This window comes from Pontibacillus chungwhensis BH030062 (assembly GCF_000770675.1).
GTDB lineage: Bacteria > Bacillota > Bacilli > Bacillales > BH030062 > Pontibacillus > Pontibacillus chungwhensis.
This window is the reverse complement of the sequence record NZ_AVBG01000010.1, coordinates 110481-124550: the sequence shown is the minus strand read 5'-3', so window position 1 is coordinate 124550 and position 14070 is coordinate 110481. Positions and strand designations below refer to the sequence as shown.

Here is a 14070-nt window from a genome sequence, read left to right as displayed (position 1 = left end):
GAAATGGCCCAGCAGGAATCGTGTGAATTATGTGGACGCGGTCCTATAGAAACAACCGAACACCACTTAGTCCCGAGGCAGTACGGAGGCGCAGAAGGCCCAACCGCTGAATTGTGCAAAGCCTGTCACAAGCAAATTCATGCATTATTCACCAATGCAGAATTAGCCGGATTTTACAACACGATCGAACGCCTCCGTGACCATCCTGATATGGAGAAATATATTAAATGGGTAAAGAAACAAGATCCCCAGAAGAAGATTACCATTAAAAAAGCCAACCGCAAAAAATAACCAGTAAAACGGCCAAGGAAGAAACCCCTTGGCCGTTTTTGTGTGTTATGTTTCCGTTAGCTAAATTTGAGCGGGAGGTGGTTCGGGAAATCACTCGCTTTCCGCGGCCCCACACGACGTGGGGTCGTTCGACGTTGTCACAGGACGTGACGGTCTTAGTCGAACTTCCTCTTCCTTTTAAAGGCCTCCTCAATCGCTACGCGCTTTCCGGGGTCTCCCCTAGGCTCCTACTGCCGCAGGAGTCTCGCGATTTCCCGAACCACCTCTGCCATATATGGTGTAACGGAAACGTGCGATTTGTGGAAAAAGAGAGATCTCTTGCTATGATTCGCGGTACGTTTATCTTATTTATTTCGGTTTGATGGGAACTTTCCCTTGTGATAAGGGGAGGGTCGGACGCCCGCAAACGCTCTTAAGTTCTTAGCTCCCATATATGGTGCGTTTCCGTTTCTCCAAATATGGAAAAGGAGGGCCTGGAAACTGCGAGACTCCCGTGGGCAGAAGAGCCTAGGTGAGACCCCGGAGGCCGGCGTAGCCGGCTGAGGAGGCTCACCAGCTCCCCACAGGAAAGCGAGTGGTTTCCAGGCCCTCCTTCCTCTCAATAAAAGCTAACGGAAACGTTCTCCCAGTTTCAGTAATAAATAAAGACGAAATTACATGATGTAATTTCGTCTTTACCCATCTAGGTGGCAACTGTTGGCTGGTCAACGCCATCGGGATCAAATGGGTTCGTGGAGCTAATGCCGTTGTTCGTATTGATGAAGTCGCCTGTGTTGGCACTTCCGGAACCAGTATTTGATTTAGAGGAGCTTTTTGGAGAAATGTAGAATGAGTCTCCAAAGTTAATAACGCCTCCGCCTACGCTGTTAATTTTAATAGGTCCGACAATGGATGGCATGGTGATCACCTTCCTTATAAGAAGTCTCTCTTCATAGGGTATGCAACCTATGCCTTATTGTTCGTCATCCTTCTCTTTTAAGATGCGGAAATGTTTAATGCGGACTTCGGATTCAATGTGGTCGAGGTTACCGATTTGAAAGACAGATGCAGAAGACACCCCTTCAATGTGAACGGAGTCTACATGGATATAGGGGTCGCACGGCACTCTTGTTTGATCGATCATAAGTTGACGATCAAAGCCGGGTAATTCCGCTGAGTAGATGGGGAAGTCGCTGAATGGGAAGTCTCGATCTGAGAATAAGGCGCCTTCCTTTTGAACAGCTAAGGCTCTAGAGCGAGGTGTTGCTTCTTCTGCATCTCCAATTTCAAAAATGGAACTAAGGGTAAGAGAGTTGATTTTTACTTGATTCACACAAGACGTACGTTTATACATCTTTTTCTCTCTTGTCTTTCTTACGCTTTCTTTCTGTGAGCGGGACTAGCGGGCCGACGATAAAGGATTCGGGCGGCGTATCAAAGATAGATGAGAGGGCAATTGATTCATTGTCCCCAATTAAAAAAACAGAAGATGAGGAAACACCTTGAACTCGGATGTTCCCCACATTTAGTCCACAGTTATGCACTTCAAACTTCACCAGGTTCATCTCCTTTATGGCTTTGGTTTTGGATGAAATGATGGAGGGATTCGTAGATTTCTTGTTTGACCTGTTGGGATATAGATTGAATCTTTGCGTCGTCGATCATTCCGTCAGATGCATTAGATTGCTCAAGGTAATGGGCTACACGATCATCGAGTTGTTTCTGTATATCTTGTAGAATAAATTGCTGATAGGTTGAATCATAATGGCGACCGTATTGCCCAGCGATTTGTTGTAGGTCCCGTGGTCCTTGATTGGTTAGGTAATTTTGTAAATCAGATATAATTTTATCTTTCACAGCCTGACCTCCGCTAAGTTTAGGAGGAAAGGGCTTTTCTTCTATCGCAAGGTCTTCAATACCAAAGTCCTTTCCGTTCTGGGGGGTTAAGCCAATATTAAGCGTCCCTTCCAGGGTTTCGATTTTTAATTGATCAAAGTTGTATTCGATTTTTTCGATATTGGTGGAAGGGCGTTGGTTCTCTTCTGTCTTCTTCTCAAGTTCACCGACTCGCTTCTCTAATTCTTTCATTTTCTCTGTTTGCGATTCCACGAGCTTATGAAGCTTCTCTAAATACTGGGTCCATGAATCCATATACTGCACTCAATCTCCCCCTTTCTAGGCACTTACCTAGAATACTGTATGCACCAATTAGGAAAAGTGTGAAGATTAGGAGATTGATAAAGGAACAAGAGGGGATCCACCTTCTCCTCCTGTTCCACCTCCTCCACCTTCCCCTTCTCCAATCGCCTCAGCTTCCTCTGCAGGTTCAGTGTATCCTCCTGTATTATAAAGGCTAGAACGCGCCTGGATAACGCCTGCACTGCCAATTTGAAAAACTGAGGAATTGGATACAGATCCCACTTTTAAAAAGTGAATATTGATAGACTGATGGATCGTGTAATTCATATGCCCGTTCCTCCCTATTTTTCAAAATCCTCAATTGTAGATTGATCAACGACATCTTGGTCATAAACCGTTGTAGTGGATTCAGATAAATCGATATGAATGCCATCACCAGTGTTAAAGGACCCGCCCCCAGCAAAGGTTTTTGCGGAACTCTGGGGAGCCATGGCGTAGACATCGCCGATATTAAATATTGCAGAGCCTGAAATGTTTACTACCTTAACGGCTCCCACCTGAGCTGGCATAGGCATACCTCCTTTATGATTAGCTTATGAGAGAGATGAGAGAACGTGTTAATCGTCTAAAAAAATTGCTTCTTCCGGCGAGATTAACGTAAAGTTAAGGTACATAGGTGATTAGGAGGTGAGGATTCGTGAAAAGTAAACGATTGCCGTGGATTGACGCGGCAAGGGGATTGGCCATTTTTGGAATTTTCATGGTAAACATGCCCTCGTTTAACGCGCCATACTTTATGTTTGGTGGAGAAGAGGCTTGGACCGGCGAACTGAACCGCGCTGTTCAGTCTGGTATTGATATGTTCTTTCAGGCAAGCTTTTATACGCTTTTTTCGTTCTTATTTGGATTTGGTTTGTATATGATGAAGGAAAGCTTAGAAGGTAAGGGACTTCATTATTCAACAGTGCTTACACGTAGGTTGAGTGTCTTAATTGTTTTTGGACTCATCCATGGGATCTTGATCTGGTATGGGGATATTTTATTAACATACGGTGTGTTAGGATTCTTGCTCCTTCCATTGTTGAAATGGTCTGTTAAGGTGATGAGCTGGGTGGCTCTTACCGTCTTGGTGATATTTACGACGTATGTCACATTTGGGTATTACAGTTTTCGTGATCAGCTTGGTCAGGCGAATCAGTTTCTTATTGATAAAGCATTTACTGCTTATCAGTCAGACAGTTTGCTTTCGATTTGGTCAGAAAACTGGGAAACGTGGCAACTCGTCTACGCTTCTGTGTATCAATGGGTCTTTTTGGCAACATCGATATGGCCTGTTATGGTACTTGGTGTCATCGCTGCTAAGAAGCGATGGTTGCACGAACCTATCAAGCATGAGAAAACGCTCAAGCAAATAGGGGGAATCAGTTTCATTCTATTTGTTGTTTTTAAAATCGGACCATACATGTATGGAAATCCTGAGTGGTTTAGTACTGCGCAGGATAACATCGGCGGAACAGCTTCAGCAATCTTTTACATGACGATGATTACGCTGCTTTGGAACAAAAAAGAAAAACTCTTGGTCCCGTTTCAATATGTTGGGAAACTTTCATTAAGTAATTATATTTTCCAATCTGTTCTATGTTTCCTGCTCTTTTACGGTGTAGGTTTAGGATTGTATGGAGATGTTTCTCCCGTGTGGAATGTGGTTCTTGTAGTCGTCATCTACACACTTCAAGTCTTTGGAAGCTTCCTGTGGTTGAAGGTCTTTCGGTACGGGGTAGTGGAGTGGGTCTGGCGAGTTTTTACATACAGACAGGTCCAACCTCTTAAACGATCTAAAGAAAAGATGAGGTGAGGGTGTGTGAAACGATCTTTGTTGGAAAAAGAAGCAGCATCCTGGGTGGAAGAAGGGATTATTTCTAGAGAGCAATATGAACAAATCATCAAAAGGTATCCGAACAGAAACTCAAGAGGATTGCTAACGATTTTTGGTGGTTTGTTTATTGGATTAGGATTCCTGACTTTTGTGGCTTCAAACTGGTCTTTCATGCCAAACATCTTAAAGATGGGGATTTTGATTGTGTCACTCCTTGGCTTTTACTTCTTCGGGGAACGCGCTTATCAAAGAGGGTCCAAAGCGCTAGGCACATCATTTTATGCCATAGGAGTTCTGCTATTCGGAGAATCGATGATTTTGACCGGACAAATGTATCATTACATGTCTTATAGTGCGACGACTTTTTTCTTATGGGGAGTAGCTGCTCTATTGGTATACATGGCTAGAAGGGAACAACCACTCCTTTATTTAACTTTTGCCATCTTAACGGTGGGGCAAATATATAGTTGGATGACATACGGAGAAGCTCATTTGGGGATCTTTCTTTTATTCGTAATGGGGGGAGGCTTTGAGCTAGTTCGCTTGCGCCGTGACTTTCTGGCATTGTTATATGGGTTTGGGTATGTTCTTCAGTCCCTTGTTCTTGTCTTTGCCGGAGGACATGACTATGTTTGGTTGCTTTTCCTGTGGTTACTCCTTTATGTTGCGTCTAATCTCTCAATCTTCCGTTTCCCATCCTTGCAAATCACAAGTATCGGTGCTGCCTTTCTCTTAAAGGCCATTGAGGTTTTCCTGCTCGATTCATGGGTGATGGAGCGATGGGACGTAAACGTAACCTTCCTCATTGTCCATATTGTATTAACAGGGTTACTTGTTTTATTGGTGAAAGACCGTACTATTGGTGTGCTGAATCTCTTGCTGTTTCTGCCGATTGTGTATGTAGGAGGGAATGCAGGGGTAATCGCGCTAGTCCTATTATACGTATTGTCGGTTGGTTATCTAATCATTGGGACGAAGCGGGAGTCTATTGGTCTAGTCAATTTCGGAACAGGTGCCTTTCTAGTTAGTACGTTGATTGCATACGTTCAGTTAGCTTGGGATTTCCTTAACAAATCGGTCTTTTTCTTCATCGGAGGTATTCTTCTGTTTGGACTCAGTTATGTGTTAAACCGGGAACGTCGTCGTTTATCTGGGTATGAAAAAGGGGGCGGATTTAGGTGAAGCGTTGGCTATTTCCATTAATGGTAAGTCTACAAGTCTTGTATCTAGTTGGAATGGCTGGGGCGTACTACGCAATTGATCTGTTTGGAGAAACGATTGATTTAAAAACAGCTCCTGTTGATCCAAGAGACCTCTTTTACGGAGATTATGTAGTAGTGAACTATGAGATCTCCACAATTTCAAATGAAAATTGGGTCGGGGATGAACCTCAGTACAACGATAAGGTGTATGTGAAGTTGAGGAAAGACGGAGAGGTTTACGAAGCACAAGCCGTGTCGCATCAAGCACTACCTACAGAAAAAGATGAAGTTTTAATTACGGGCCAATATAAAGGTGGCAATGGAGATGAACTTCGTATTCGCTATGGTATTGAACGCTTTTATGTGGAAGAAAACACGGGTGAAGCTTTAGAAGGGAACGAGTCAGAACGAGTTGCAGAAGTAGCCGTTGCTCCCTGGGGGCAGAAGAAAATTGTCAGTTTGCGTAATCCGTAAGCGCTCCTCTTGGAAAAACGCCCCTCTTTTTCAGTACAATAAAGGTACTAGTATAAAGGAGGGGTTATTGGTGGACTTAGGTTTACAAGGGAAGCGGGTTGTTCTATTAGCATCGAGTAAAGGGATTGGAAAAGCGATCGCAACGGAATTTGTACGTGAAGGAGCAGAAGTATTAATTTCGAGTCGCAATGCTGAACATCTTCTACAGGCAGCTGAAGAGATTCACCAGAAAGCAGGGGGCTTAGGCGCCGCTCCGCATACGGAAGTGTGTGATATTACAGATCCAGCAAGTCTTGAAGCTTTATTTGAATCGGCTGTAGATAAGCTTGGAGGGGTGGATATCCTTGTGAATAATGCAGGGGGACCTCCGGCAGGAAGTTTTATGGACATGTCTGATGAAGATTGGCAAAAGGCATTTGAGTTGAATTTGCTAAGTTTTATTCGCGCAAGCCGTTTGGCCATTCCTCATATGAAAGACGCAGGGAGAGGACGGATCTTAAACATTGCTTCTTCCTCCATTAAACAGCCAATCGATGGACTGATTCTGTCTAATACGTTCCGAACAGGGATGGTTGGATTAGCGAAATCAATGGCCAATGAGTTCGCCGGAGAAGACATTCTGGTGAATACGCTTGGACCAGGCCGTATTGAAACGGAGCGTGTTGAGGAACTGGATAAGAAAATGGCAACAAAACGAGGGCTTTCTGTTCAGGAAGTAAAGACCGAGATGGAAACCATGATCCCTGCAGGAAGGTACGGGACGCCTGAGGAATTTGCGCGCACAGCGGTTTTCTTAGCTTCTTTTGCCAATACGTACGTAACAGGGCAAGCACTTGTTGTGGACGGTGGATATGTGAAGGCTTTGTGAGCAGCGAGTAAAAGTTGAAACAAAGCAAGCGACTTATACGTAGATAAGGCAGAGAAGAAAGTAGGAGGAAGGCTCATGCAAAAATTATATCGATCTACACAAGATAAGCAAGTGTCAGGTGTTATGGGTGGATTAAGCGAGCTTTATGATATTGATGTCAGTCTACTGCGTATATTAATGGTCGTTTCCGGCTTCTTTACAGGTGGTGTTTCCTGGTTCGTCTACATCATTGCCGCGTCGGTGATGCCGACGGATAAACAGATAAAGAAGTTACAGTAGTATGGATCAGAAATAAGATAAAAAGAGCGCTCGGTGTATGAATACCGAGCGCTCTTTTTATCTTATGATAAGACCTCTTTAATCTGCTGAATGGCCCAGTCCAGGTCTTCTTTATCAATGATAAGTGGTGGAGCGAAACGGATAACGCTCTCGTGGGTTTCTTTACAAAGAAGCCCTTTCGCCTTTAATTCTTCGCAATATTTACGAGCAGGTTCTGTCATTTCAACGCCGATGAAGAGCCCTTTTCCGCGCACTTCTTTAATCTTAGGGTTGTCGATGGAGCGAAGCTCACTCATCATATATTCCCCAAGCTCATGCGAACGGCTAGCCAGCTTTTCTTCTTCTAATACTTCAAGGGCTGCAACGGATACAGCACATGCTAGTGGGTTCCCTCCAAATGTTGAACCGTGTGAACCAGGATTGAATACGCCTAGCACTTCTTTGTTCGCAACGATACAAGAGATCGGGAAGACGCCTCCGCCAAGTGCTTTACCAAGGATGAACATATCAGGAGAAACGTTCTCCCAATCACACGCAAACATTTTACCTGTACGCCCAAGTCCGGCTTGAATTTCGTCGGCAATATAAAGTACGTTGTTTTCTTTACAAATATCATAAGCCTCTTTCAGGAACCCTTCTGGAGGAATGACGATACCGGCTTCTCCTTGAATAGGTTCGAATAAGAAAGCGGCTGTGTTTTCTGTAATGGCCTCACGCAATGCCTCTGCATCCCCGTAAGGTACTACTTTAATACCTGGCAACATCGGTCCGAACCCGCGTTTATATTCTGTTTCAGAAGATAAAGAAACCGCTGACATCGTACGGCCATGGAAGTTCCCTACACACGCTATGATCTCAGCCTGGTCTTCTGCCACGCCTTTTACATCATAAGCCCAGCGACGCGCAGCCTTAATAGCCGTTTCAACAGCTTCTGCTCCGGTATTCATAGGAAGCGCCATCTCTTTATTTGTTATTTTACAAATCTTTTCATACCAAGGACCAAGCTGGTCATTATGAAAAGCACGAGAAGTAAGAGTTACTCGGGATGCCTGCTCAGTTAGCGCATCAATGATTTTAGGGTGACGGTGGCCCTGGTTAACCGCTGAATAAGCGCTTAACATATCCATATATCGATTACCCTCAGGATCTTCTACCCATACACCGTCTGCTTTAGCGATGACGATTGGAAGCGGGTGATAGTTCTTTGCCCCATATTCCTGTGTTTGTTCAATAATTTGTTCACTTGTATGTGTCATTGTATCCCTCCATCATTTAAAGAATCTATGAACAGTATAACAGCTTTTCAGAATTTTTTGTTATATAGGCCGATAAAGAGTAAACATTCGCAGTTCTTATGTTTTTTTGGTATGATATCGGTGGTAAGTTGTATGTAAAGGAGGGAAAAAAAGTATGGATGGACAAACGCACTTACATATTACCTCATGGGTATTAGCACTAATCCTGCTTGGCCTGACGGTATGGTTTGATCGATTAGGAAAGCCAAAGGTCGGTAAAATCTTTCACATGATTCTGCGTCTGGATTACTTATTAATCTTGTACTCTGGTGGTAGCCTTATTGCCGTGTACTTCGCAAACGGTGGAGGCGCCATTCTAGGAGAAGCGATTGTGAAAAGTTTAGCTGGCTTATGGGTCATCTTCGCAATGGAAATGATCGCCGTCCGCGCAAAAAAACGCGTATCCGCCAAAAGCGCCTGGATCCAATTCTTCATCGCTATCATTATCGCACTCGTACTAGGATTCGGCCGTCTACCAATGGGAATTTTACCATTAAATTAATCACGTAATCTCGAATTTAAAAGCGTTGAATTGTAAATCAATTCAACGCTTTTTTGTATGGATTACAGTAAGTTTTGTGGAGAGACTCAAGTCTGGGAGGTATCGGCTCAAGTTCGGGAAAAGCGGCTCGAGTTTTGGGAAAAGTGACTGAAGTCCGGCGAAAGCGGCTCAAGTTCGAGGGAAGCGGCTCAAGTTTTGGGAAAAGTGACTCAAGTACGGCGAAAGTGGCTCAAGATCGAGGGAAGCGGCTCATGTTCGAGTAAAGCGACTCAAGTGGAGAAAGTAAGTCACTAGGAAGAGGATGGTTTCGGCTGATATTCGGGGAAGCGGCTCAAGATCGAGGGAAGCGGCTCAAGTTCGAGTAAAGCGACTCGAGTTTCGGAAAAAGTGACTCAAGTGTTCAAAATACCGGCTCGAGTAGGAAGTGAAACGGCTCAAGATCGATGGAAGTAGCTCGAGTCTGGTGGCGACTGGCTCAAGTTCAGCGGAAAGCGACTCAAGCTGAGGAAGTAGGTCTCTAGGAAGAGGCGGTTTTCGGCTGATATTCGGGGAAGCGGCTCAAGTTCAGCGAAAGTGGCTCAAGCTCGAGGGAAGCGACTCAAGTTACGGAAAAAGTGACTCAAGTGTTCAAAATACCGGCTCGAGTAGGAAGTGAAACGGCTCAAGATCGATGGAAGTAGCTCGAGTCTGGTGGCGACTGGCTCAAGTTCAGCGGAAAGCGACTCAAGCTGAGGAAGTAGGTCTCTAGGAAGAGGCGGTTTTCGGCTGATATTCGGGGAAGCGGCTCAAGTTCAGCGAAAGTGGCTCAAGCTCGAGGGAAGCGACTCAAGTTACGGAAAAAGTGACTCAAGTCTTCAAAATACCGGCTCGAGTAGGAAGTGAAACGGCTCAAGATCGATGGAAGTAGCTCGAGTCTGGTGGCGACTGGCTCAAGTTCAGTGGAAAGCGACTCAAGCTGAGGAAGTAAGTCACTAGGAAGAGGCGGTTTTCGGCTGATATTCGGGGAAGCGGCTCAAGTTCAGCGAAAGTGGCTCAAGTTCAGCGGAAAGCGACTCAAGTTCAGCGAAAGCGGCTCAAGATCGATAGGACCGGCTCCAGTTCGAGTGAAACAACTCAGGTTCAGAATCCATACTCAATTCAGGGAGCCCTAGATTCATCCGAGAGGAGAGGGTTGTTTATGTGCTCTCTCTAAATCACATCTTTTTCATCTGGGCATATGTTAGGGAAGGAAGACAATTGAATCGCAAGCTCTAGCATAGAAAGGATGAGTGTAGATGTGTGGCATTAGTGGATGGGTTGATTATAAAAAGGATCTGACGCAGCACGAACGTACCGTTGAAAAAATGGCCAAAACACTTCACTACCGCGGTCCTGATGAATCCAATGCCTGGATTAAGCCTCACGTTGCATTTGGTCATCAGCGCTTAATCGTAGTGGATCCTGAGGGTGGCAGACAGCCGATGACCTTCCAGAATGGTTCCCATGCGTATACCATTTGTTACAACGGAGAGTTATACAATACTGAAGATATCAGGAAAGAACTAGCCAGTCTCGGCTGGAGCTTTCAGTCTCATTCCGATACAGAAGTCTTACTTAAAAGTTATATGCAGTGGAAAGAAGCATGTGTGGATCGGTTGAATGGAATTTTTGCCTTCGGGATCTGGGACGGCGAAAGGGAAGCGCTCTTTATCGCTCGTGACCGTTTAGGAGTGAAGCCATTCTTTTACACCGAGAACGCAGGGGGACTCGTATTTGCTTCAGAGTTAAAAGCACTACTTGCTCATCCTGATATTGACTCTGTTCTTGATGAGGAAGGGTTGAGTGAAATCCTGGCGCTCGGGCCATCTCGCACTCCCGGTCACGGTGTCTTTAAAGGGGTAAAAGAACTTCGACCAGGGCATGTAGGAGTCTATAGTCGTAATGGGCTCAAAATCACCAGGTATTGGAACGTAGAGAGTCATGAACATACCGATTCAGTAGAGAAAACGGCTGCAACCATACGAGAATTGTTTGAAGATGCCGTTACACGTCAGCTCGTGTCTGATGTGCCAGTTGGAACGTTTTTATCAGGTGGCGTAGATTCAAGTGCGATTACAGCCATTGCGGCGAACCATATGAAAGCAGAGGGGAAAGATCCACTTCAGACATTCTCGATTGATTTTGACGGGAATCAGAAGTATTTCAAAGCCAATACGTTCCAACCAAATAGTGACGGGGACTTTATTCAATTGATGTCAGACACATTCGGCACAAAGCATTCTTCCTCTGTAATGAATAACGATGTGTTGGCTGGGCTTTTAAAAGAGGCCGTCAATATGCGTGACCTCCCAGGTATGGCTGATGTGGATTCTTCGTTATTATGGTTCTGCCGTGAGATTAAAAAGGATGTAACCGTGGCGCTATCTGGAGAATGTGCAGACGAAATATTCGGCGGGTACCCTTGGTTTTATCGTCAAGAAGACTTGTCTCGAGAAGGGTTCCCTTGGATTCGCTCTTCTGGTGTGCGCAATGAACTTCTAACAGATGAATGGAGTCAAAAGCTTGACTTGCATGGGTACATGATGGGGCGCTATCAGGATACGATCGCGGAGACGCCAACGTTTAGCGGCGATTCTAAAGAAGAAGCACAGCGACGCCAACTCTTTTATTTAAATCAGCTCTGGTTTATGACAACATTATTAGATCGTAAGGATCGTATGAGCATGGGTGCAAGTCTTGAAGTTCGTGTTCCGTTTAGTGATCATCGCTTGGTCGAGTATGTGTGGAACGTGCCGTGGGAAATGAAGCGATACGGTGACAGAGAGAAGGGGATTTTGCGGAAAGCGTTGGAAGGCTTGTTGCCTGATGACGTCTTGTACCGGAAGAAGAGTCCATATCCAAAGACGCACAATCCTGTTTACACAAAAGCTGTAGTCAGCTGGCTTGGAGAAATTCTAGATGATCCTCATGCACCACTCTTTAACCTCTTTAAGAAAGAAAGAATTAAAGAACTTGTCGACAGCGAAGGAAAAGCCATTGATACACCATGGTTTGGTCAGCTGATGACAGGACCACAGCTACTCGCACACCTTGGTCAGATTAACCACTGGCTCAAAGCCTACAACGTTAAGATCGACGCTTAAATTGCACTTTAGCGCTGTAAAGAAAAGCAGGGTGCCAGACACCCTTTGGTGCGGTAGAGCGTAAAAGAAGCTACTCCAGTTAGTTGGAGTAGCTTCTTTGTGTTTCTTATAGGCTTATGCCTGCCGGGCCTAAGCGGGGCATTTTCGCTTTTGCTGTCATCCAGCTGCAATGCCCCAGGCCCTCGGGACATAAGCGGTTGATCTGCATGAAGGAAGGGCACTTCATTCCGATCCTCCGCTTATGCCTGCCGGGCCTAAGCGGGGCATTTTCGCTTTTGCTGTCATCCAGCTGCAGTGCCCCAGGCCCTCGGGACATAAGCGGTTGATCTGCATGAAGGAAGGGCACTTCATTCCGATCCTCCGCTTATGCCTGCCGGGCCTAAGCGGGGCATTTTCGCTTTTGCTGTCATCCAGCTGCAGTGCCCCAGGCCCTCGGGACATAAGCGGTTGATCTGCATGAAGGAAGGGCACTTCATTCCGATCCTCCGCTTATGCCTGCCGGGCCTAAGCGGGGCATTTTCGCTTTTGCTGTCATCCAGCTGCAATGCCCCAGGCCCTCGGGACATAAGCGGTTGATCTGCATGAAGGAAGGGCACTTCATTCCGATCCTCCGCTTATGCCTGCCGGGCCTAAGCGGGGCATTTTCGCTTTTGCTAGACAAAAGCTTTCTGTCTCCATTTTCTCTTATACCAACGTCTTGTCATAAGGAGGCCGCGGAGCCATTCGTCGGTTATGAAGCCGATCCAGATGCCTGCGAGGCCCATGTTTAAGTACAAGCCGAAGAACCAGCCGAATGTTACGCTAATTCCCCACATCGATAGGATTCCGACGAAGACAGGGAATTGTACATCACCTGCTGCTCGGAGGGAGCTAATGACGGTGAGGTTGATAGCTCGACCAGGTTCTAAGAGGATTGTGAGTAGAAGTAAGAGTGATCCTTGTTCAATAATAGAATCGTTGGATGTGAAAATGCTTAGCAAAGAATCGCTAAAGAAATAGACAACAATCGACATTCCAACGGAAATCATAATGGCTAGTTTAGCGCTGCTAAATCCTTGTTTATATGCGTCTTCTAATCGCTTGGCTCCAATGTAATGGCCAATTAGAATTTGAGTGCCTTGCCCAATGGCAATGGCGGCGAGAAATATAAACATCATAATATTTTGGGCATACACTTTGGTTGTAATAGCCGTGGTCCCCATTTGAGCAATAAAGTAGGTAATAGCTATTTGACTGGCATTGTAAGAAAGTTGTTCTCCTGCAGAAGGGACACCGATTCGGAGAAGTCCAAGGACATGCTTCTTCTGATATCGGAAGAACGCAATCATTGGGAGCTCACCGTTGCTTCGTTTAATCAGCAACCCTAGTAAAACAAGAAAACCAATAAAGCGGCTAATCGCAGTCGAATAGGCAACTCCTTCAACACCAAGGACCGGAAATCCAAGCGGGCCGAAAATGACAAAATAGTTACCGATTACATTTATAATGTTCATTCCGATCGTGACGTACATGGCATCTTTTGTGAAACCATAGTTTCTAAGCACTGCTCCTGTTGTCATAATGAGCGCCTGTACAAATATTAAGCCACCGACAATGGTTAGGTAGAGATTAGCCTCATCCATAAGTTCAGGAGGGAGATCCATTAGCTTTAGAATTGGTTCAGAGAATACGTACAAGCTAACACTCATAATTAAGGAGAACCACAAGTTTAAGCTTAAGGAACTGATTGCGATTGAGCCTGCTTCTTCTTCCTTCTCGGCTCCTAAGTGTTGGGCAACTAAAATGCCAGCTCCTGTGGCAACAAAACCAAACATCACGACAACGACAGAGAGAATTTGGTTTGAGACTCCAACTGCAGCAACAGAGTGATCAGAGTATTGACTAAGCATAAGCGTATCCGCATTCCCCATTAACATGTGTAACATGATTTCAATGAAGATCGGCCACGTTAAGGAGAAAAGCGTCATTTTAGTTTTAGATTGGGCTTTCATGATCGGTACTCCTCATAAGCAGAAGGAAAGAGGCACCCTTGTTGGATACCTC

The 14070-nt window shown here is 45.2% G+C and carries 16 protein-coding genes; 8 read left to right on the top strand and 8 right to left on the bottom strand.

What is annotated here, in order from left to right; genetic code table 11:
• The first annotated feature begins 3 nt into the window (after positions 1 to 3).
• Positions 4 to 291: a hypothetical protein gene (locus N780_RS13490; protein ID WP_036785042.1), complete on the top strand. Its 288-nt coding sequence runs from the start codon at positions 4 to 6 to the stop codon at positions 289 to 291.
• A gap of 682 nt (positions 292 to 973) precedes the next feature.
• Here the strand turns inward: N780_RS13490 and N780_RS13485 are convergent.
• The 6 genes from N780_RS13485 to N780_RS13460 all read right to left on the bottom strand — a co-directional run bounded on the left by N780_RS13485 (position 974) and on the right by N780_RS13460 (position 2978).
• Complete coding sequence (locus tag N780_RS13485; protein ID WP_036785040.1) at positions 974 to 1189, bottom strand: spore germination protein; 216 nt, start codon at positions 1187 to 1189, stop codon at positions 974 to 976.
• A gap of 54 nt (positions 1190 to 1243) precedes the next feature.
• Positions 1244 to 1624, bottom strand: coding sequence for a spore germination protein GerPE (locus N780_RS13480; RefSeq protein ID WP_036785038.1), 381 nt, complete (start codon positions 1622 to 1624; stop codon positions 1244 to 1246).
• A complete protein-coding gene (locus N780_RS13475) occupies positions 1617 to 1835 on the bottom strand; it encodes a spore germination protein GerPD (protein ID WP_156969180.1) in 219 nt (72 codons plus the stop codon). Before N780_RS13475 ends, N780_RS13480 begins: the two co-directional genes overlap by 8 nt.
• Positions 1816 to 2421, bottom strand: a complete 606-nt coding sequence (gerPC, locus tag N780_RS13470; RefSeq protein ID WP_036785119.1) for a spore germination protein GerPC — start codon at positions 2419 to 2421, stop codon at positions 1816 to 1818. Before gerPC ends, N780_RS13475 begins: the two co-directional genes overlap by 20 nt.
• A gap of 75 nt (positions 2422 to 2496) precedes the next feature.
• Complete coding sequence (locus N780_RS13465; protein ID WP_036785035.1) at positions 2497 to 2736, bottom strand: spore germination protein GerPB; 240 nt, start codon at positions 2734 to 2736, stop codon at positions 2497 to 2499.
• Positions 2737 to 2750: 14 nt separating this feature from the next.
• Positions 2751 to 2978 carry a spore germination protein gene (locus tag N780_RS13460; protein ID WP_036785031.1) on the bottom strand — a complete coding sequence of 76 codons (228 nt, stop codon included), beginning with the start codon at positions 2976 to 2978 and terminating at the stop codon, positions 2751 to 2753.
• A gap of 128 nt (positions 2979 to 3106) precedes the next feature.
• On the opposite strand from N780_RS13460, the gene N780_RS13455 reads away from it, so the two are divergent.
• The 5 genes from N780_RS13455 (at position 3107) to N780_RS13435 (ending at position 7108) form a co-directional block, all read left to right on the top strand.
• The gene (locus tag N780_RS13455) at positions 3107 to 4264 is read left to right on the top strand and encodes a DUF418 domain-containing protein (RefSeq protein WP_036785028.1); all 1158 of its coding nucleotides are present in this window, start codon (positions 3107 to 3109) and stop codon (positions 4262 to 4264) included.
• A gap of 6 nt (positions 4265 to 4270) precedes the next feature.
• Complete coding sequence (locus N780_RS13450) at positions 4271 to 5467, top strand: DUF2157 domain-containing protein (protein ID WP_036785025.1); 1197 nt, start codon at positions 4271 to 4273, stop codon at positions 5465 to 5467.
• Positions 5464 to 5961, top strand: a complete 498-nt coding sequence (locus N780_RS13445; protein ID WP_036785022.1) for a GDYXXLXY domain-containing protein — start codon at positions 5464 to 5466, stop codon at positions 5959 to 5961. Before N780_RS13450 ends, N780_RS13445 begins: the two co-directional genes overlap by 4 nt.
• 70 nt (positions 5962 to 6031) lie before the next feature.
• Positions 6032 to 6829, top strand: coding sequence for an SDR family oxidoreductase (locus tag N780_RS13440; RefSeq protein WP_036785020.1), 798 nt, complete (start codon positions 6032 to 6034; stop codon positions 6827 to 6829).
• Positions 6830 to 6904: 75 nt separating this feature from the next.
• The gene (locus N780_RS13435) at positions 6905 to 7108 is read left to right on the top strand and encodes a PspC domain-containing protein (RefSeq protein ID WP_036785017.1); all 204 of its coding nucleotides are present in this window, start codon (positions 6905 to 6907) and stop codon (positions 7106 to 7108) included.
• 62 nt (positions 7109 to 7170) lie between these two features.
• On the opposite strand, the gene N780_RS13430 is transcribed toward N780_RS13435, so the two are convergent.
• Complete coding sequence (locus tag N780_RS13430) at positions 7171 to 8364, bottom strand: ornithine--oxo-acid transaminase (RefSeq protein ID WP_036785016.1); 1194 nt, start codon at positions 8362 to 8364, stop codon at positions 7171 to 7173.
• 154 nt (positions 8365 to 8518) lie between these two features.
• On the opposite strand from N780_RS13430, the gene N780_RS13425 reads away from it, so the two are divergent.
• A complete protein-coding gene (locus N780_RS13425; protein WP_036785013.1) occupies positions 8519 to 8905 on the top strand; it encodes a YisL family protein in 387 nt (128 codons plus the stop codon).
• Between the two features lie 1274 nt (positions 8906 to 10179).
• Positions 10180 to 12027 carry an asparagine synthase (glutamine-hydrolyzing) gene (asnB, locus tag N780_RS13420; RefSeq protein WP_036785009.1) on the top strand — a complete coding sequence of 616 codons (1848 nt, stop codon included), beginning with the start codon at positions 10180 to 10182 and terminating at the stop codon, positions 12025 to 12027.
• Between the two features lie 653 nt (positions 12028 to 12680).
• On the opposite strand, the gene N780_RS13405 is transcribed toward asnB, so the two are convergent.
• Complete coding sequence (locus N780_RS13405; RefSeq protein WP_036785001.1) at positions 12681 to 14018, bottom strand: MATE family efflux transporter; 1338 nt, start codon at positions 14016 to 14018, stop codon at positions 12681 to 12683.
• Positions 14019 to 14070: the final 52 nt, after the last annotated feature.